We start from the raw sequence: 19,766 nt of genomic DNA on the forward strand, positions 1-19,766 counted from the left end.
TGCCGGTTCGGAGTCGCGTTCGACCACCCGGTACGACCATCCATGTCCGGCCGAACCCGGCCGACGCGCCCCGCCTACCAACTGGCACGGATCGTGCGGGTGCCGTCGTGGAAGTCGGGGCGGGCCCGGGCGGCCGGCGGGCGCAGCACCGACTCGGCCATGCTCGGCCCCCACTGGCGTACCAGGGTCTCCGCCCCGTCGTATGCCACACCGAGCACCGCCAGCAGGCGGGCGGCGATCTCGGCAGCGGCGACGGCACCCGGCGACGACGGCCCGGAGTGGCTCACCGCCCGGGTGACCGAGGTGGCCGTGACGACCGTTACCGCCTCGGCCGAGCCGATCACCTCGGCCAGGGCCCGGGCGACGGCCAACCGGCTGCCCTCCACCCAGTCGGCGAGCGCCTCGGCGTAACCAGCGGTAGCCTCCAGCCTTCCCACCAGACTTTCGGGGCCTTCGTCGAGGTGGCGCAGCAGCACCGCCCGGGTCTCGCCGTACGCCGCCGCGGCCGGCCCGGACCAGAGCAGCGGGTCGGTCAGCGCGGCGCACGCCCGGTCGTACCCGTGGACGTGCCGGCGCACCGCCTGCCCGGCAGCGGCCAGCGGCCCGGGACGCAGGTCGAGGAAGTGCCGCAGCGCCTCGCCCGGCAGCACCTGCATCCGCCGCAGCAGCGGCCAGACCCGGTGCCCCTCGGGTGCGCCTGCGGCGAGCAGGGTGTCGACCCGGCGCAGCAGGTCGAGGCCCGGTTCGGCGAGCCGGTCGAGGGCGTCCATCAGGACTCTCCGGCCAGCCGGCGGCTCACCGCGACGTCGGTGTCGGCGTACTGGTCCGCAGCCCGGCGTAGGGCGTCCGCGGTGGCCGCCAGGTGACCGGCGGCGGCGTACGCCTCCCGGGCCCGGTCGCCCGTGGCCGTCGTCCACTGCCGCAGCAGTGCCCGGCCGATCTCGCCGGGTCGGCCCGGGGCGTCAGCCCCGAAGGCCCCCTGGGCAGGGTCACTGGCGGTGACCGAACGGGAGAGCGCGGTGAGGGTGGCGCTCGCGTCGTCGAGCCGGCTGGCCAGGGTACGCAGGTCCATTTCAGGCCCCCGTCAGTGGCCGGTAGGCGGTGAAGGTCTCGTTGTGCAGCTTCTCCCGGGCCCACTGGGCGGCGTCCGCTGCGGCGGTGACCGCAGCCCGCACCGAGCCGGCCACGTCACGCGGCGCACGGTTGTGCAGCGGGCCGAGGAAGCGTACGTCGGTGATCCGGCCGCTGGCGGTGACGACCACCTCCACCAGGCCGTCCGGCGACCGGACGGTGACCTCGACCGTCGCCACGGCCTGGTCGAACTCGGCCTGGAGCGACTCGATCCGGCGGTAACGCCGGACCGCCTCCTCGATCCATGCCTCGTCGATCTCGCCCCGCGGCATCAGCGGACTCCTCCCCGGCTGCCCTCACTCTGCGTGCCGCCGCCGTCACCACGGCACACCGGACCGTACCGCACGTGAATTGCGCGTGTCGATGCCTGTGGATAACGGTCCGGCCGACAAGACCTGCCGCGGTCAGCCCTTCCAGAGGGCGAGCATCATGGCTTCGACGGCGATCCGGGGCTTGACGTTCGCCTCGATGGCGGTGCGGCAGGCCAGTACGGCCTCCAGCCGCCGCAGCGCTCCCTCCGCCTGCCAGCTGCGCGCGCCGGCGTCAGCCAGTTCGGCGGTGTCGGTGTGCACCGGCGGCACCGGTGCGCCCATCGCCATGGTCAGCGCGTCCCGGTAGAAGGCGGCCAGGTCGACGAGCGCCCGGTCCAACGCGTCCCGCTGGGCCCGGGTGGCCCGGGACTTCTGCCGCCGCTCCAGGTCCTTGAGCTGGCCGGCGGAACCCCGGGCGGCGCTTGCCGCGCCCCGACCGGTACCGCCCGCGCCGAGCGCCGTCTCCAGCGCCGCGCGTTCCGCCGCGTCGATCTCCACGACCGCCGCCTCGGCTTCGGCCTCGGCCGCCTCGATCAGCGCGGAGGCCGCGTCGAAGGCGGCACCCACGCTTGTCAGTCGGCGCGGTACGGCGAGCACCGCCTCCCGCCGGGCCCGGGCCTGGGGGTCGCCGGCCAGCCGCCGGGCCCGTCCGACGTGACCCTGCGTGGCCGCCGCCGCCCATCGGGCCACATCGGGCGCGATCCCGTCCCGCCGGACCAGCACCTCGGCCACCGCGTCCGCTGCCGGCTGCACCAGGGGTACGACCCGACAGCGCGACCGGATGGTCACCGAGATGTCGTCCGGGTGGGTGGAGGGCGTGCAGAGCATGAAGACCGTTCGGGGTGGGGGCTCCTCGACCGCCTTGAGCAGTGCGTTACCGGCCGCCTCGGTCAACCGGTCGGCATCCTCGATGATCACGACCTGCCATCGGCCGCCGGACGGTGTGCTGGCCGCGCGCAGCACCAGCGCCCGCATCTCGTTGACCCCGATGGAGAGCCCGTCGGGGACCACCAGTCGTACGTCGGCGTGGGTGCCGGCCAGGGTGGTGTGACAACCGGGGCACTGCCCGCACCCGGTGCCGTGCACGCACTGCAACGCGGCGGCGAAGGCCCGCGCCGCCACCGACCGTCCCGAGCCGGGTGGCCCGGTGAAGATCCAGGCGTGCGTCATCCCGGCACCCGGATCTGCTCCGCCCACCGCTTCCTGTGGCGTGCGCAGCACGGCGGCTGCGGCGGCCGCAGCCCGACGTAACGTGTCCACCGCCTCGTCCTGGCCGACCAGGTCGGCGAAGGCGTCCGGCATCAAGTCCGCTCCGTCGTCACCAGCTCTGTTGGGGATAACTCAGGCTGCACCGAGGTGTCCGGGCCACTTGCCGGCCCCGGGTGGTCGGCACCGCCGGGGGCGAGCAGTTCCGTCACCCGGTCGGCGACCCGCTCGGCGATCTGGTCGACCGGGTGGCCGGCGTCGAGGACCAGGTAGCGCTTCGGGTCGGCGGCGGCGAGGTCGAGGAAGGCGTACCGAACCCGCTCGTGGAAGGCCAGCGACTCGGCTTCCAACCGGTCGGCGGCCCGGCTGCGCTCGGCCACCCGGGTCAGCCCCGCACGCGGGTCGATGTCCAGCAGCACCACCAGGTCGGGCTTGAGCCCGCCGGTGGCCCAGGAGGAGAGCCAGGAAAGCTCGTCGACCGGCAGGGTACGACCGGCGCCCTGGTAGGCCAGGGAGGAGTCGACGTACCGGTCACTGATCACGACGGCACCCCGGGACAGGGCGGGCCGGACCACGGTGGCCACGTGATGCGCCCGGTCGGCGGCGTAGAGCAGGGCCTCGGCGCGTGGCGAGGGCGCCTCGTCGTCGGTGTTGTTGTCCAGCACCAGGGACCGGATGCGGGTGCCGACGCCGGTTGCGCCCGGCTCGCGGGTGACCACCACGTCCCGTCCTTCGGCGCGCAGCCGTTCGGCGAGCTGGGCCAGCTGGGTCGACTTGCCGGCGCCTTCGCCGCCCTCGAAGACCACGAAGAGTCCCGCCGAGACGAACGGTTCCGCCGGCATCAGCGGACGGCCCCGGATCGATCCCCACAGGTCGGCCAGGACCGGGACGCCCTTCTTGTCGTCCATCTGGCCGAACGCGCTGATTCCGGCGAAGATCCCGGCCGCGCCGGCGACGAGCAGCAGCAGGCGGGTGGCGGAGATCGAGATTCCCAGGTCGGCGATCTCCAGCTTCCGGGAGCCACCGACACCGGCGAGCAGGCTGCCCAGCGCGATCGCCAGGATCAGCACCAGCCGGGTGCCGATCTGCACCACGGCGAAGACCCGGCCGCGTACCTCGTCGGCGACCTCGCCGCCGAGCAGGGTGGTGCCGGAGAGGAAGGCCATTCCGGCGCCGGCGCCGACCAGGACCGCGCCGACCAGCGCCATGGACAGGTGGATGGCGAAGGCCAGGGTCATCACCGAGGCGCTGGCCAGCACGATGCTCATGCCGAACCAGCGACGCCGGGACATGTCCCGCACGATCATCGGGCCGAGCCCGATGCCGATCGCCAGGCCGAAGAAGATCGCCCCGAAGAGCAGGGAGAAGGCGGCGTCACCGGCACCGAGCGAGTTGGCGAAGAACCGGGAAGTGCCGATCACGATGCCGCCGCCGGCGAAGGCACCGAAGATGCCCAGCACCAGGCCACGGACCAGTGGCGTCTTCCCGATGTACCGCCAGCCCTCGTTGAACTGGCGCAGCATGCTCTGCTCGGACTGTTCCTGCCGCTGGCGCTGCCCCTGGCTGATCTCCTTGATGCCGAAGGCGACGACCAGGGCGGTGGCGAGCCGGGAGAACGCGTTGAACCAGAGCGCGAGTTGGGCCGGCTCGGCCCAGGACGGCATCTCACCGCCGGTGGCACCCCGGACGATGCCGTCGAGCGAGGCGAGCACGATCGCGGCGAAGATCGGCGTCAGGCCGTACGTGGTGATCAGGGTGAGCTGGTTGGCGGTCTCCAGCCGGGCGCGCGGGATGAGGTTCGGTACCGCCGCTTCCTTGGCCGGGATCCAGAGCAGCGTGACCGTCTCGATCAGGAAGGTGGCGATGGCCGCCCAACTGACCACCCGGGCACCGCTGGCGCCGGTCAGCGCGTACAGCGGGATGGAGGCGAACAGCACGAACCGCAGCAGGTCGCAGATGACCATGGTCCAGCGCCTGTCGAACCGGTCGGCGAACACGCCGGCGATCGGCCCGAGCAGCAACGCGGGCAGCAGCCGGATGGCGATCACGCCACCGAAGGCGGCGCCCTTGGCGGTGCTGCCCTCCACCTGGGCGGCGGCGAAGATGCTTGTGGCGAGCAGGCCGAGCCAGTCACCGAAGGAGGCAGCGCTGAGCACGATCCAGAGCCGGCGGAAGGGGCGGATGCGCAGCACCGAGCGGATGGCGGGGTAACCGGTCAGGTCAGCCTGGCCGGTCGTGCCGCCGGATCGGCCGGCCTGGCCGGTGGGCTGGTTCGTGGACGGCGACACGCCGGACGACTCGCCGTTGAATTGGCTTTCGATGGCCGTACCTCCACGTGCCGGCCCATCACTGGGCACCCCCGGTGGAACACTCTAGACCTGCGGGGACCTACCCCCGTCACGCCTCGCCTTGCCCGCCGAGCCTAGGCCGCTGTGGCCAACTCATGGTGCGCAGGCCGGACGCGAGGGTGTTTCGCATTCACCGTTTCACAGTTAGCGTGCACACGTGGCCACCGACAGCGAGAATCTGCGCCACCGGCTGGACCGGGCGACCCGGCATCTCGATCCCCCGTACGCCGTGGTCGACCTGACCGCCTTCGATGCGAACTCCGCCGCGCTCGTCGACCGGGCCGGCGGAAAGCCCCTGCGGGTCGCCAGCAAGTCGCTGCGCAGCCGCGAGCTGATCGCCCGGGCGCTGGCCCGCCCCGGTTGGCACGGGGTGATGGCGTTCACCCTGCCCGAGGCGATCTGGCTGGTGCGTACCGGTGTCACGGACGACGTGCTGGTGGCGTACCCCACCGTCGACCGGGGCGCGATTGCCGAGCTCGGCGCCGATCCGGCTCTGGCCGCCGCCGTCACCCTGATGGTCGACGACCCCGATCAGCTGGACTTCCACGACACAGTGCAGTCGCCGGGGAGCCGGGCTGAGCTGCGGATCTGTCTCGACCTGGACGCCTCGTGGCGACTGTTGGGCGGCCGGATGCACGTCGGCGTCCGCCGCTCACCGGTGCACAGCGCCCAGGCCGCCGGCCGGTTGGCCGCCGCGATCACCGCCCGGCCCGGCTTCCGGCTGGTCGGCCTGATGTCGTACGAGGCACAGATCGCCGGGGTCGGCGACGCGCCACCCGGACAGACGGCGCTCGGCGCGGTGATCCGGCTGGCCCAGCGCGGGTCGTACCGCGAACTGCTGGCGCGCCGCGCCGCGGCGGTGGCCGCCGTGCGCGACCACGCCGACCTGGAATTCGTCAACGGCGGCGGCACCGGCAGCGTGGCCGCGACAAGCGCCGATCCCGCGGTCACCGAGGTCACCGCGGGATCGGGGCTGTACGGGCCGACGCTGTTCGACGCCTATCGCGACTGGCGTCCCACCCCGGCGGCCTTCTTCGCCTGTGCGGTGGTCCGCCGGCCGGCACCCGGGCTCGCCACCGTGCTCGGCGGCGGCTGGATCGCCTCCGGATCGGCCAGCCGCAGCCGGCTGCCCCGACCGTGGCTGCCCGCCGGACTCAAGCTGGTCGGCACCGAGGGGGCCGGCGAGGTGCAGACCCCGCTGGCCGGCCGCACGGCCGCCACGCTGCGCATCGGCGACCGGGTCTGGTTCCGCCACGCGAAGTCGGGCGAGCTGTGCGAACACGTCAACGAACTGCACCTGGTGGACGGCGACGAGGTGGTGGCCACCGTGCCGACCTACCGGGGCGAGGGCCACGCCTTCCTGTGAAACCCGCCGCCAGCCGCTGGGGTACGCACCTGACGGGTTCGGCGGGCGGAGCGGGGTGACCGCAGGGCCGCGCCGGGCGGGAGGGCGGGTGTCAGGCGGGCTGGGCCGCGGGTTCCGCGGAATCGATGATCTGATCGTCGGCCGGCTTCGCGGGCTGCACGACCGGCCGGTGCCCGGCATCGCCCCGAGCGTCCACCTGGCGGTGCAGGTAGTCGCGGATGAGCGCCTTCGCCTCGACCAGCACCCGCTCGTCGCCGTCGGACGTACGCCGGAACGCGAGCTTGATCAGCGCGTCGGCCACCTCCACCGCGATTTCCAGATGGAATTGCAGGTCGGGCACGTCGGCGAGGCCGAAGCGCTCGGTGAGCACGCGTGCCAATTGGTCCGCGATCACCCCGTTGTTGTCGCGCTGCTCATCGAGCAGATGCAGGTCGACCACGTCGCCGAAGTGCAAGGTACGGAATCCGGGAACGGTGCGGTGCATGGTGATGTACTCGTCGATGCCCGCGTCGACCCCGTCCCACCAGTGGGTCAGGTCGTCCGAGGCGAAGCGCTCGTCGAGCCGCTGGAGGTACGCCTCCATCGTGCGCAGCGTCAACGCCTGCACGATCGCCCGCTTGTCCGGAAAGAACTGATAGACCGACCCGATCGCCACCTCTGCCCGCTCGGCGAGCAGGGTGGTGGTCAGCCCTTCGTACCCCACCTCGTCGACGAGTTCGGCGCAAGCGTCCAGCATCCGCTGGACCCGCGCGACACTACGACCCTGCACCGGAACCCGGCGCAGCGGCCCAGTCGTGGCGGCTGAAGTGGACACTCGCCACCCCCTCTCGACGGATGAACATATCTACAAGTCACCGGTTCGTGACTACCGGTACAACGAGCGAATCTCGATTGCGGTGTTTACCAGGAACAACGTTCCTGATATGAACTCGGTTCATATCCATCTGAAGGAGCGCCGATGCGGGGAAGCAGCGTCAGCGACGCCATCGCCTGGTCGAACTGGGCCGGCAACCAGCACAGCACGGCGACGGTTCTGCGCCCCACCACCGTCACCGAAGTCGTCGAGCAGGTCCGCTCCGCCGCCGAGGCCGGTGCCCGGATTCGCCCGGTCGGCAGCGGCCACTCCTTCACGCCCGTCGCGGTCGGCGACGGTAGCCGGATGGACCTGGCCGGACTCGCCATCGACGTACAGGTGGACGTCGATAGGCGCCTTGTCACCGTACCGGCCGGGATGACTCTGCGGCAGCTCAACGCGCTACTGGCGAGTCACGGGTTGGCGCTGCCCAACCTCGGTGACATCGACGCGCAGACGGTGGCCGGGGCGATCTCCACCGGCACCCACGGCACCGGCGCGGCGTACGGCGGGCTGGCCACCTTCGTCGCCGCGCTCACCCTGGTCACCGGCACCGGCGAGGTGCTGCACTGCTCCGCCGACGAGCACCCCGACGTGTTCGACGCGGCCCGGATCTCGCTCGGCGCGCTCGGCGTACTGGTCGAGGTGACGCTGCGCTGCGTGGACGCCTTCGTGCTGCGGGCCCACGAACGCCCGGCCGCCCTGGACGCCGTACTGGCCGACCTGCCCGACCTGATCGGCACCCATGATCACGTCGAGTTCTTCTGGTTCCCGTACAGCAGCCAGGCCCAGCTGAAGGTCAACGACCGGGTGCCCGACGACGATCGCCCGCTGCCCCGCTGGCGCGGCTGGCTCGACGACGACTTCCTGGCCAACACCGTCTTCGCCGGCGCCTGCCGGCTCGGCCGGGCGATGCCGGCCCTGGTCCCGACGATCAGTGCCGTCTCCGCCCGCGCGCTCAGCGAACGCATCTACACCGGCCGCTCCGACACGGTTTTCTGCACCCCGCGCCGGGTCCGCTTCGTGGAGATGGAGTACGCGCTACCGCGCGACGCCCTGCCCGAGGCGCTGGACGCCCTGCGCCGGATCATCGACCGCCTGCCGTTCCGGGTGCTCTTTCCGGTCGAGGTGCGCTTCACCGCCGCCGACCAGATCTGGCTGTCCCACTCGTACGGGCGCGAGTCGGCGTACGTCGCCCTGCACCAGTACGTCGGCATGCCCTACGAGCCGTACTTCCGCGCCTTCGAGCAGGTGGCGACCGAGCTGGGCGGCCGCCCCCACTGGGGCAAGCTCCACTGGCGCGACGCCGCCTCCCTGGCCGACGCCTACCCCCGCTGGCAGGACTTCCAGCGCATCCGCACCCATCTGGACCCCCACCACACCTTCACCACCCCCCACCTCACCACACTCCTCGGCTGAATCCGATCTTGGTACGAAACGGCCCTTGGAGGGGCACTTTCGTACCAAGATCGCCAGTGGTTACTCCGAGCGCGCGGAGGTGGCCTTCTTGGGGGCGGCCTTCTTGGCGGGGGTGGCCTTTGCGGCCTTCGCTGCGGTGGCCTTGGTGGCCTTGGTCGCGGTGGCCTTGGCTGTGGTCTTCTTCGCGGTGGTTTTCTTGGCTGCGGTCTTCTTTGCTGCGGTCTTCTTGGGGGCGGGGCCCTTGGCTCGCTTCTCGGCGAGCATCTCGGAGGCCTCCTCCAGGGTCAGTTCCTCCGGAGTCTGGCCTCGCCGCAGGGAGGCGTTGGTCTCCCCGTCGGTGACGTACGGGCCGAACCGGCCGTCCTTGATGACGAGCGGCTTCTCGGTCAGCGGGTCGGCACCCATCTCCCGCAGCGGTGGGGCGGCGGCCCGACGCTGACGGGTCTTCGGGGCGGCCAGCAGGGCCAGCGCCTCGTCGAGGGTGACGGTGAACATCTTGTCTTCCGAGTCCAGCGAACGGAACTCGTCGCCCCGCTTGACGTACGGGCCGTAGCGGCCGTTGTTGGCGAACACCTCGGCACCGTCCGGTGCCACGCCGATCAGGCGCGGCAGGCTGAGCAGCTTGAGCGCCTCGTCGAGGGTGAGCGAATCAGGTGACTGCGAGCGCAGCAGGGACGACTTGCGGTCCCCGCTGGCCACGTACGGGCCGAAGCGGCCGGACTTGAGCAGGATCGGCTCGCCGGTCGCCGGGTCGTCGCCGAGCTTGCGCTCGCCCCCACCGCCGAGGAACAGCTCGTGCACCTTCTCCGGGGTCAGCTCGTCCGGCGCGAGGCCCTCGGGGATCGGCGCCCGGTCGCCCGGGGTGCCGCCCTCCTCGCCCTCCGCCTTCGGGGCGGGCTGCTCGCCGGGCAGCGCCCGCTGCAGGTACGGCCCGAACCGGCCGACCCGCACCACCACCTCACGACCTTCGTCGTCGGTGAACAGCGGGATCGAGTTGACGCTGCGCGCGTCGATGTCGCTGAGGTTCTCGGTGACCAGTTTCTTCAGCCCACCGGAGCGGGCGATGTCCTGGTCGCCGGCACCGTTCGTGGTGCCGAAGTAGAACGCGGTGAGGAAGTCGACAGCCGCGTGATCCCCACCGGCGATCTCGTCCAGCTCGTTCTCCATGCTGGCCGTGAAGTCGTAGTCGATCAGGCGCGGGTAGTGCCGCTCCATCAGCCCGATCACCGCGAACGCCAGGAACGACGGGATCATCGCCTGGCCGCGCTTGAAGACGTACCCGCGGTCCTGGATGGTCTGCATGATCGAGGCGTACGTGGACGGACGCCCGATGCCCAGCTCCTCCAGGGCCTTGACCAGCGACGCCTCCGTGTAGCGGGAGGGCGGCTGGGTGTGGTGGCCCTGGGCGGCCAGCTCGTCGGCGGTCAGCGGCTGGTCCTTGACCAGGTTGGGCAGTCGACGCTCGGCGTCCTCGGCCTCGGCGTTCTCGTCGTCGCTGGACTCGACGTACGCCCGCAGGAAGCCCGGGTCGGTGATGGTCTTGCCGGTGGCGCCGAAGTCGGCCTCCTCACCGGCGTTGGTGGTCGCCCGGATCCGCACCGAGACGCTGGAGCCGACCGCGTCGGTCATCTGCGAGGCGATGGTGCGCCGCCAGATCAGCTCGTAGAGCTTGTACTCCTCGGCGGAGAGTTCCTTGGCCACGTCGCCCGGGGTGCGGAAGTTGTCCCCGGCCGGGCGGATCGCCTCGTGCGCCTCCTGGGCGTTCTTCACCTTGCCGGTGTAGCGGCGCGGCTCCGGCGGCACGCTGCGCTCGCCGTACAGCTCGACGATCTGCCGGCGGGCCGCCGCGATGGCGGTCTCCGACAGGTTCACCGAGTCGGTACGCATGTAGGTGATGTAGCCGTTCTCGTAGAGCCGCTGCGCGGTGCGCATCGTCTGCTGCGACGAGAACCGCAGCTTGCGGGCCGCCTCCTGCTGGAGCGTGGAGGTGATGAACGGCGCGTACGGGCGGCGCCGGTAGGGCTTCTCCTCGACCCGGGTGACGGTGAACGGTCGCCCTTCGAGGCGGGCGGCCAGCCCTCGCGCTCCGCTGGAGTCCAGGTGGACGACGCCCGCCCCGGCGCGCACCTTGCCGGTGGTGGGCTCGAAGTCCTTGCCGGTGGCGATCCGGTCGCCGTTGAGCGCGACCAGGGTGGCGTTGAAGGTACGCGGGCCCTCGCCCGCGTTCGCCACCGCCAGGGTGGCCAGGATGTCCCAGTACTCGGCGGTGCGGAAGGCCATCCGCTGCCGCTCACGCTCGACCACGATCCGGGTCGCCACGGACTGCACCCGGCCCGCCGACAGCTTCGGCATGACCTTCTTCCACAGCACCGGGGAGACCTCGTAGCCGTAGAGCCGGTCGAGGATGCGGCGGGCCTCCTGGGCGTCGACCAGGCTGCGGTCGATCTCGCGCGGGTTGGCCACGGCCGCCTGGATGGCCGGCTTGGTGATCTCGTGGAAGACCATCCGCCGGACCGGCACCTTCGGCTTGAGGGTCTCCACCAGGTGCCAGGCGATCGCCTCGCCCTCGCGGTCCTCATCCGTGGCCAGGAAGATCTCGTCGACCTCCTTGGCCAGCTTGGTCAGCTTGCTGATCTGCTGCTTGCGGTCGGCGGAGACGACGTAGAGGGCGTGGAAGCCGTTGTCCACGTCGACGCCGAGCCGGGCCCACGGCTCGCCCTTGTACTTCGCGGGCACATCGGCGGCGTTGCGCGGCAGGTCGCGGACGTGCCCGAAGCTGGCCTCCACGACGTACCCCGGGCCCAGGTAGCCCGAGATCGTCTTGGCCTTCGCCGGCGACTCGACGATGACCAGACGGGTGGTTCCAGCGTTGCTCGGCACTTCGGTTTCGACCTCATTCCCACTCGATGGCCGCGCCTGTCCGGTTCGGGGCACGCTCGACCCCCCGATACCCGGCGGTCCGGATGTCCAACGTAACGCGCCGTCCGTGTTTCGGGTTTCGCGGGCGGCAATCCGCTACGGACGATCCATGCTCACGCCGAACGGCGTCACCGTACACCCTGGGTAGGGTCTAAAGCGTGCCACTGTGACCATGGCAGCCCCTCGGTGGAGGTGGAACCCGGCCGTTTCTCCCGGTGTGCGCTGACGCCCGGCTGTCCCAGATCGGACAGCTGTCGCACGCCCGGTCCGGACCGGGCGGACTTCGAGGAGCCGGTCAGGCCCGGGACGTTGGGGCCCGGCCGGGACCCACGGACGGTCAGTCGCGGACCGGCCAGGCGCCGGGCGGCGCGGCGGGTGGCGGTTCGCCGACCAGTTCCGCCAGCCGCGACACCCGGCGTCGACCGCTGATCCGGTACGCGGGACCGCCCGCGCCCGGTTCGACAAGTTCGCCGACCAGCCCGGCCGCGATCAGGGCCGCCCCGACCACCGACCAGCGGCCCGGATCGACGCCCCCGAGGTGCAGCAGGATCTCCGGCGGGTCGACCACCCCGGCCGCGGCGAGCCAGAGCCGCAGCCGCCGGCCGTCCAACTGGAAGCCGGCCGGTGGCTGCTGCGTCGGGCCGCGCAGCCACGCGGCCGCGAGCGGCACGATCGCCCGGGTGTACGCGGTCCGCACGGCGTAGCGCTGGTCCTCGGTCGGCGTCCAGGTGGCCCGGACCCCGCGCTGGGCCAGTTCGGCGACGAGCACGTGCACCCGCCACCCGGCGTCCACCACCACCGACAACCGGGCGGTACCGCCCATCCGGTGCACCTCGCCGGGCCCGGCGAGCAGGCCGGCGAGGTCGGCGACCGAGGGTTCGGCGGTCTCCGCGCCGAAGAAGACCAGTTGCCGGTCCCCGACCGGCGTCCGTGTCTCCCGGGTCCGCGCCTCCCCGGCCCGTGTTTCCTCGTCCGGTGCCTCCCCGGCGGTTGTCTCCTCGGTCGGATCGGAAGCGACCGCCCGTGCGCGGGGGCGTCGGGCGGTCGGTGGTGCCGCAGCAGGCAGCGGGAAGGACATCGGCAGCGGTTGCGCCGCCGATGTCTCACCGGAGCCGCTCAATGGCATTCGGGCACCTCGTCGAAAGCGCGCTTCAACTCCTCCGAGTTCAGCCGGCTGGTGTCCAGCGCGCTGGCGTCGTAGTCCTGTTGCAGTGTCTCCACCGCCGTCTGCACGCCGTCGTAGAAGACGCGGGGCTCACCGGTGCTCAGCCCGTCGATCGTGGCCCGGGCCCGGCCGTAGGCGTCGCGCATGGACGCGAGGGAGGCCCGGAAGCCCTCGGAGATCTCCGCGCCGTTCTCGACCGTGGGTACCCCGGCCTGCTCCACCTTGCGGCGAGCGTCCTCACTGGCCTGTTCGGCACCGCCGAAGAGCCGGACCAGGTTCTCCTTTGCCTGCGCGGGAGTGGTCTGCGCGGTCATCTGCTGGTCGGTGCTGCTGGTCAGTTTGCTGATCTCGGCCCGCCACGGGGTCAACGCCGAACACACCGAGGCGGCCCACGCCCGGGGACTGGGACCGCTGGACCCACAGCCCGCCAACAGAACCGACGTAGCCAGGACCACCGTCAGCATTCTGGCGGCGTCCGCCCGGCACGTACGCATGCGTTGCAGCGTACGGCCTCCGCTGCCGGTCGGCACCGGTCAGGCGGACCGCCCCGCAGCGACGACCGGTCCCCGGGCGACGGTGTCGCCGCCCGGGGACCGGTGATGCCGACCGCAGGGTCAGGCCTTGATCTCCGCCGGGCGCGGGTCCGCGGTGCCGGATCCGCTGTCGGAGCCCTCGTCGAGCGCGATGCTCTTGCGCTTGCTGAACACCACCGCCGCGACCACGATCAGCGTCGCCACCACCGCGATGGTGACCCGCAGACCGACGTTGCGGTCGTCGCCGATGCTCCAGGCCACCACGGCCGGCGCGATCAGCAGCGACACCAGGTTCATCACCTTCAGCAGCGGGTTGATGGCCGGGCCGGCGGTGTCCTTGAACGGGTCACCGACGGTGTCGCCGATGACCGTGGCGGCGTGCGCGTCGGAGCCCTTGCCGCCGTACGCGCCGTCCTCGACCATCTTCTTGCTGTTGTCCCAGGCGCCACCGGAGTTGGCCAGGAAGACCGCCATCAGCGTGCCCGCCCCGATCGCACCGGCCAGGTACGACGCCAGCGCGCCGGGCCCGAGGCCGAAGCCGACCGCGATCGGTGCCATGATCGCCAGCAGACCGGGGGTCATCAGCTCGCGCTGCGCGTCCCGCGTGCAGATGTCGACGACCTTGCCGTACTCCGGGCGCTGCGTGCCGTCCATGATGCCGGGCAGCTCACGGAACTGCCGGCGGACCTCCATCACCACGGCACCGGCCGAGCGGGAGACCGCGTTGATGGCCAGGCCGGAGAAGAGGAACACCACCGCCGCACCGATGATCAGACCGACCAGGTTCTGCGGGTTGGACACGTTCAGCGCGTTCAGGATCTCGGCACCGACGTCGGTCACCCCGGCGTCGGCGTACGCGATGCGCAGGGTGTCGGTGTACGAGCCGAACAGCGCGGTCGCGGCCAGCACCGCCGTGGCGATCGCGATGCCCTTGGTGATCGCCTTGGTGGTGTTGCCCACCGCGTCCAGCTCGGTGAGCGTGCGGGCGCCGTGCTCGTCGATGTCGCCGGACATCTCGGCCACGCCCTGGGCGTTGTCGGAGATCGGTCCGAAGGTGTCCATCGCCACGATCACGCCGACGGTGGTGAGCAGACCGGTACCGGCCAGCGCCACGGCGAACAGCGACAGGGTGATGGAGCCGCCACCGAGCAGGAAGGCACCGAAGACACCGGCGGCGATGAGCAGCGCCGAGTAGACCGCCGACTCCAGGCCGACGCTGATGCCGGCGAGGATGACGGTGGCCGCGCCGGTCTGCGAGCTCTTGCCGATGTCCTGCACCGGACGGCGGTTGGTCTCGGTGAAGTAGCCGGTCAGCGCCTGGATGGCGGCGGCCAGCACGATGCCGATGACGACCGCGCCGATGACCACACCACGCGGGCCGAACGGCGGGTCGCCGCCGTCCACGCCGAGCGCGGTCCGCCAGTCGTCGCCGAGCTGCGCGGCCCAGGACGGCTGGAGGTAGGCGAAGGTGGCCACCCCGACCAGCACCGCCGAGATCAGCGCGGAGAGGTAGAAGGCCCGGTTGATGGCGGTCAGACCGTTGCGGTCGGAGGCCCGCAGCTTGGTGATGAAGACGCCGATGATGGCGACCAGCACACCGATGGTGGAGATGATCAGCGGCAGCACCAGGCCGTCAGTGCCGAAGGCGGCGCGACCCAGGATCAGCGCGGCGACGAGCGTGACCGCGTACGACTCGAACAGGTCGGCGGCCATGCCGGCGCAGTCACCGACGTTGTCACCGACGTTGTCGGCGATGGTGGCCGCGTTGCGCGGGTCGTCCTCGGGGATGCCCTGCTCGACCTTGCCGACCAGGTCGGCGCCGACGTCGGCGGCCTTGGTGAAGATGCCGCCGCCGACCCGCATGAACATGGCCAGCAGCGCGGCGCCGAAGCCGAAGCCCTCCAGCACCGTCGGCGCGTCACCCCGGAAGATCAGCACCACCAGCGCGGCACCGAAGAGGCCGAGCCCGACGGTGAGGAAGCCGACCACACCACCGGTCCGGAAGGCGATCTTCATGGCCGCTTCCCGGCCGCCCTCCCGCTCCCGGGCGGCGGCGGCCACCCGCAGGTTGGCCCGGGTGGCCAGCCACATGCCGGCGCCGCCGATGAAGGCGCTGAACAGCGCACCGACCACGAAGAAGAGCGAACGGCCGATCTTCACCGCGGTCTCGCTGCCGTCGGTCTGGTGCACCGGCAGCAGGAAGAGCAGTACTACGGCGATCACCACGAAGATCGCCAGGGTCCGGAACTGCCGGATCAGGTAGGCCGAAGCGCCCTCCTGCACGGCCCCGGAGATTTCCTGCATTTTCTCGGTGCCCTTGCCGGCGGCCAGCACGGCCTTCGTCAACGCGGCGGCGAAGGCGAGCGCTACCAGCGCGATCACCGCAGCGATGACGACGTACGTGACATTGGCTCCGGTGAGGGAGATCGCGCCGCCGCCCTCGGCGGCCAAGCTGTCGGACATCTGTGTCCTCCTGTGCCGAACAACGCGCCGGCCGGTGGAGACGCACCGACCTGCGCCTGGATGCGAATTTCGCAAGTGCGCGCTGAGCCACCCCCGGTGGACCCGCGCCGCCAGGCCCAGCCGCGCTGGTTGTCCGAGGGATCACTTGCTGACAACCCGCGTACTCTAGCCCTCCGCAGTGTCCGAGGTCACAGCGAGGTGGCGGCGCGCCGCGATGATCTTCGTCGCTGTGTTATGGGGCGGAATCTGATATAGGGCCGGATCCATGACGAAGCCGCCGCATTCCCTGCTCAGGGAAGGCGGCGGCGTCAGCGAATCAGTTCGGCTAGCGGTTCAGCGGCCAGACCATCCGGACTTCGGTGCCGATGCCGTCGTCGACCGGGCGCACCTGGAGGTCCTCGACGAAACCGGCGAGCAGGGCGAAGCCCACCCCGGTGGTGAGGTCGTCCTCGTTGAGCGACTCGTTTGCCAACTGGTCGGCATCGAGCGCGGCCAGGCCGATGCTCGCCTCGATCGGCGCCCGGTCGACCACCCGCACCGCGTACGTCCCGGAGTCGGACATCTCCACAAGCACCGGTTCGGCCACTCCGTACTGGCGGTGCAGGGCGACCGCGCGGGTGCACGCCTCACCGATGGCCAGGCGTACCTCGTCGAGCAGATCCTCGCGGACCCCGGCCCGCCGGGCGACCGCCACCCCGACCAGGCGAGCGGTACGCACGTGCACCGGCGCCGGGGAGAAGGAGAGCCGTACCGTCGCCATCACGCGCCGGCGCCGGTCGCTGCTTCGACCGTGGGATGCAGTGGGAACACCTGGTCCAACGCGGTGATCCGGAAGATCTTGAGCAGCGGCTCCTTGTCGCAGACCAGGGAGAAGGTGCCGTCGGCGGTCCGCAGTCGCTTCAGCGCGCCGACCAGCACGCCCAGCCCGGTGGAGTCGAGAAAGTCGACCCGCCCCAGGTCGACCACCACGTGCCGGGCACCGGAGTCGATCAACTCCAGCAGCCGCTCGCGCAGCCGAGGGGCGGTGTAGACATCCACCTCACCGCCGACCTCGAGCACCGTGTGCTCGCCCACGGTGCGGGTCGCCAGCGACAGCTCCATCGGTCCTCCCTCGACGCGGCCGTAAGCTCATTGGGCATCTAACCACTACCCCCGAGGCCTCCCGACGACTCACCGGGGGCCGGACTCGCCGCACCGGTGGGTCAATTTCCCATTTCCGAACACCAGTGCGAGAGTGCAGGACGTGACCTCGGCAGCCAGCGTATCCGCCGGCCGGGACCGTGAGCCGGGCCCCGCCCCGATTCCGGCCACCGCGCCCGGCGACCTGCTACGCCAGCTGCGGCGACGGCACGCCACCGATCCGGTCACCCATGTCGAACGGGTGCCGTCCCGGGCCGGGACGCCGGCACCGTGGCCGGGCTGGGCCCCTGAGGAACTGCGCACCGCGTACGCCCGACGCGGGGTGAGCGCGCCCTGGCGGCACCAGGCCGAGGCGGCCGAGCTGGCCCACGACCGGCGACACGTCGTCGTCGCCACCGGCACCGCCTCCGGCAAGTCGCTGGCGTACCAACTGCCCGCGCTGGCCACCCTGCTCGCCGATGCCCGCGCCACCGTGCTCTACCTGGCGCCGACAAAGGCGCTCGCCGCCGACCAGTTGCGCGCCGTCGCCGAGTTGGAGATCGAGGGCGTACGCCCGGCCTGCTACGACGGTGACACCCCCCGCGCCGAGCGGGAGTGGATCCGACGGCATTCCCGGTTCGTGCTGACCAACCCGGACATGCTGCACCACGGCATCCTGCCCGGCCACGCGCAGTGGTCGGGATTCCTGCGCCGGCTGCGGTACGTGGTGATCGACGAGTGTCACGTCTACCGGGGCGTGTTCGGCTCGCACGTCTCCCACGTGCTGCGTCGGCTGCGCCGCCAGTGCGCCCGGTACGGCAACACCGCCGGCCCCACGTTCGTGCTGGCCTCGGCGACCTCGGGCGATCCGGCGGCGACGGCCGGTCGACTGGTCGGCCTGCCGGTGACGGCGGTCACCGAGGACACCTCGCCCCGGGCCGGGGTGACCTTCGCGCTCTGGGAACCGCCGCTGCTGCCCGCCGAGGCGTCCGCGTCGTCACCCACCACCGCCGCGCCCGCGCCGCGCCGTGCTCCGGACGCCCCCCGACCTACCGCGCCGCCCGGTCCCGACGCCGAGCCGGGCGACCTCACCCAGGTCCGTCGGTCGGCGCTGCGGGAGACCGCCGACCTGCTCGCGGACAGCGTCGCTGCCGGCGTACGGACGCTGGCGTTCGTCCGGTCCCGGCGGGGCGCCGAGGTGGTGGCGACCAGCGCCCGGCGCAGCCTCGACGAGGCGGTGCCCGGGCTCGGCGACCGGGTGGCCGCCTACCGCGGCGGCTACCTGCGCGAGGAACGGCGGGCGCTGGAACGGGCGCTGCTGCACGGCGACCTGCTCGGCCTCGCCTCGACAAATGCCTTGGAGCTGGGCGTCGACCTGGTCGGCTTGGACGCGGTGTTGATCTGCGGGTACCCGGGCACCCGGGCGTCGCTGTGGCAGCAGGCCGGCCGGGCCGGACGCTCCGGGCAGGAAGCCCTCGCGGTGCTTGTCGCGCGGGACGACCCGCTGGACACCTATCTGGTGCACCATCCGGAGGCGCTCTTCGGGACGCCGGTGGAGGCCACCGTGCTCGACCCGGCCAATCCGTACGTGCTCGGGCCGCAGTTGGCCTGCGCGGCGGCCGAGGCCCCGCTGACCGCCGCCGATCTGGAACTCTTCGGCGACAGCGCGAAGGAAACGGTCGAGGCGCTGGTCGAGGCGGGTGCGCTGCGGCAGCGGCCGACCGGCTGGTACTGGCGGCACCGGGAACGGCCCGAGGTGGATCTGCGCGGCGAGGGGGGTGCCCCGGTCTGCGTGGTGGAGGCGGCGACCGGCCGGCTGCTCGGCACCGTCGACGGCGGCTCGTCGCACTTCCTGCTGCACCCCGGCGCGGTCTACCTGCACCAGGGGGTGTCCTACGTGGTCGACTCCCTCGACCTGGAGGACAGTTGCGCGCTGGTCCACCCCGAGGAGCCGGACTGGTCCACCCACGCGCGGGACGTCACCTCGCTGTCGGTGGTGTCGGTGCGCTCGTACGTCGACGCCGGGCCGGTCGGGCTGTTCCTCGGCGAGGTGGACGTGACCAGCCAGGTGGTGTCGTACCAGCGGCGACGCATCGCCACCGGCGAGGTGATCGACACCCGGCCGCTGGACCTGCCGACCCGGGAGTTGCGTACCGTCGCGGTCTGGTTCACCCTCTCGCCGGAGTCGCTGGCCGAGGCGGGCGTGGATCCGGCCGACGTGCCGGGGGCGTTGCACGCCGCCGAGCACGCCGCGATCGGGCTGCTGCCGCTGCTGGCCACCTGTGACCGCTGGGACATCGGTGGGCTGTCCACCGCGGTGCACCCGGACACCGAGGCGCCGACGGTCTTCGTCTACGACGGTCACCCGGGCGGGGCGGGTTTCGCGGAGCGGGCGTACGGCACCGCCGCCGCCTGGCTCAAGGCCACCCGTGACGCCATCGACGAGTGCGGCTGCGAAGCCGGCTGCCCGTCATGCGTGCAGTCACCCAAGTGCGGCAACGGCAACAACCCGCTGTCCAAGCCGGGCGCCGTCCGGGTGCTCGACGTGGTGCTGAACAACCTGCCGCACTGACACCAGGCATAAAACCCCGGGCGTACGGGCAAGAACGGTGGGAGCGCTTCCATCGATGCTCGTTGGGCTGCGCTCGCTGTTCACTGTTCGCTGTTCGCTGTTCGCCCGCGTACGTGAGGAGGGGCCGTGGCCGACACCATCGCCGAGACCGTCGACCTGCTCTACACCATCGACCAGGAGAAGCTCAGCGTCGATCAGCAGATCGCCCTGAGCACGGCGCTCGCCACCCTGGCGCAGGCCGAACGGCTGGATCAGATCAACGAACGGCTGCGCAGCATCCAGCAGCTGCTCACCAACGCGACGCACCGGTCGACCGTCGACGGGATTCGCTGAGCCGCCCCTCAGCGCCGCCCGCGTCGTG

At 71.8% G+C, this 19,766-nt stretch carries 16 protein-coding genes; 4 read left to right on the forward strand and 12 right to left on the reverse strand.

The window, feature by feature from the left end:
- Positions 1-74 precede the first annotated feature (74 nt).
- From C1A38_RS12030 to tmk, 5 genes are all read right to left on the reverse strand, one after another.
- Positions 75-770, reverse strand: coding sequence for a hypothetical protein (locus tag C1A38_RS12030; RefSeq protein WP_102657930.1), 696 nt, complete (start codon positions 768-770; stop codon positions 75-77).
- Positions 770-1,072: a hypothetical protein gene (locus C1A38_RS12035; RefSeq protein ID WP_102657931.1), complete on the reverse strand. Its 303-nt coding sequence runs from the start codon at positions 1,070-1,072 to the stop codon at positions 770-772. Before C1A38_RS12035 ends, C1A38_RS12030 begins: the two co-directional genes overlap by 1 nt.
- A 1-nt stretch (position 1,073) precedes the next feature.
- Positions 1,074-1,403 carry a YbaB/EbfC family nucleoid-associated protein gene (locus C1A38_RS12040; RefSeq protein ID WP_013731077.1) on the reverse strand — a complete coding sequence of 110 codons (330 nt, stop codon included), beginning with the start codon at positions 1,401-1,403 and terminating at the stop codon, positions 1,074-1,076.
- Between the two features lie 132 nt (positions 1,404-1,535).
- Complete coding sequence (locus C1A38_RS12045) at positions 1,536-2,744, reverse strand: DNA polymerase III subunit delta' (RefSeq protein ID WP_102657932.1); 1,209 nt, start codon at positions 2,742-2,744, stop codon at positions 1,536-1,538.
- The gene (gene tmk, locus C1A38_RS12050) at positions 2,744-4,840 is read right to left on the reverse strand and encodes a dTMP kinase (protein WP_102657969.1); all 2,097 of its coding nucleotides are present in this window, start codon (positions 4,838-4,840) and stop codon (positions 2,744-2,746) included. Before tmk ends, C1A38_RS12045 begins: the two co-directional genes overlap by 1 nt.
- A gap of 313 nt (positions 4,841-5,153) precedes the next feature.
- Between tmk and C1A38_RS12055 the strand changes: the two genes are divergently transcribed.
- The gene (locus C1A38_RS12055) at positions 5,154-6,362 is read left to right on the forward strand and encodes an amino acid deaminase/aldolase (protein ID WP_102657933.1); all 1,209 of its coding nucleotides are present in this window, start codon (positions 5,154-5,156) and stop codon (positions 6,360-6,362) included.
- 91 nt (positions 6,363-6,453) lie between these two features.
- Here C1A38_RS12055 and C1A38_RS12060 read toward each other — a convergent pair whose 3' ends face one another.
- Complete coding sequence (locus C1A38_RS12060; RefSeq protein ID WP_013731073.1) at positions 6,454-7,098, reverse strand: TetR/AcrR family transcriptional regulator; 645 nt, start codon at positions 7,096-7,098, stop codon at positions 6,454-6,456.
- Positions 7,099-7,320: 222 nt separating this feature from the next.
- Between C1A38_RS12060 and C1A38_RS12065 the strand changes: the two genes are divergently transcribed.
- On the forward strand, positions 7,321-8,634 hold the full coding sequence (locus C1A38_RS12065) for a D-arabinono-1,4-lactone oxidase (protein WP_102657934.1): 1,314 nt from the start codon (positions 7,321-7,323) through the stop codon (positions 8,632-8,634).
- A gap of 60 nt (positions 8,635-8,694) precedes the next feature.
- On the opposite strand, the gene topA is transcribed toward C1A38_RS12065, so the two are convergent.
- The 6 genes from topA to C1A38_RS12095 all read right to left on the reverse strand — a co-directional run bounded on the left by topA (position 8,695) and on the right by C1A38_RS12095 (position 16,815).
- Complete coding sequence (gene topA / locus C1A38_RS12070; protein WP_102657935.1) at positions 8,695-11,514, reverse strand: type I DNA topoisomerase; 2,820 nt, start codon at positions 11,512-11,514, stop codon at positions 8,695-8,697.
- A 376-nt stretch (positions 11,515-11,890) separates the two neighbouring features.
- Complete coding sequence (locus C1A38_RS12075) at positions 11,891-12,679, reverse strand: hypothetical protein (RefSeq protein ID WP_102657936.1); 789 nt, start codon at positions 12,677-12,679, stop codon at positions 11,891-11,893.
- A complete protein-coding gene (locus C1A38_RS12080; protein ID WP_043722676.1) occupies positions 12,670-13,212 on the reverse strand; it encodes a hypothetical protein in 543 nt (180 codons plus the stop codon). Before C1A38_RS12080 ends, C1A38_RS12075 begins: the two co-directional genes overlap by 10 nt.
- 120 nt (positions 13,213-13,332) lie before the next feature.
- Positions 13,333-15,714 (reverse strand): sodium-translocating pyrophosphatase, encoded by a 2,382-nt coding sequence (locus tag C1A38_RS12085; protein WP_102657937.1) that lies wholly within the window; start codon positions 15,712-15,714, stop codon positions 13,333-13,335.
- Positions 15,715-16,039: 325 nt separating this feature from the next.
- The gene (locus tag C1A38_RS12090) at positions 16,040-16,474 is read right to left on the reverse strand and encodes an ATP-binding protein (RefSeq protein WP_013731065.1); all 435 of its coding nucleotides are present in this window, start codon (positions 16,472-16,474) and stop codon (positions 16,040-16,042) included.
- The gene (locus tag C1A38_RS12095) at positions 16,474-16,815 is read right to left on the reverse strand and encodes an STAS domain-containing protein (protein ID WP_013731064.1); all 342 of its coding nucleotides are present in this window, start codon (positions 16,813-16,815) and stop codon (positions 16,474-16,476) included. The genes C1A38_RS12090 and C1A38_RS12095 overlap by 1 nt, the downstream gene beginning before the upstream one ends.
- A gap of 142 nt (positions 16,816-16,957) precedes the next feature.
- Between C1A38_RS12095 and C1A38_RS12100 the strand changes: the two genes are divergently transcribed.
- Positions 16,958-19,405 (forward strand): DEAD/DEAH box helicase, encoded by a 2,448-nt coding sequence (locus tag C1A38_RS12100; RefSeq protein ID WP_102657970.1) that lies wholly within the window; start codon positions 16,958-16,960, stop codon positions 19,403-19,405.
- Positions 19,406-19,531: 126 nt separating this feature from the next.
- Positions 19,532-19,738 (forward strand): hypothetical protein, encoded by a 207-nt coding sequence (locus C1A38_RS12105; RefSeq protein WP_013731062.1) that lies wholly within the window; start codon positions 19,532-19,534, stop codon positions 19,736-19,738.
- Positions 19,739-19,766: the final 28 nt, after the last annotated feature.

It is taken from the genome of Verrucosispora sp. ts21, assembly GCF_002879555.1.
Classification (GTDB): Bacteria; Actinomycetota; Actinomycetes; order Mycobacteriales; family Micromonosporaceae; genus Micromonospora; species Micromonospora gifhornensis.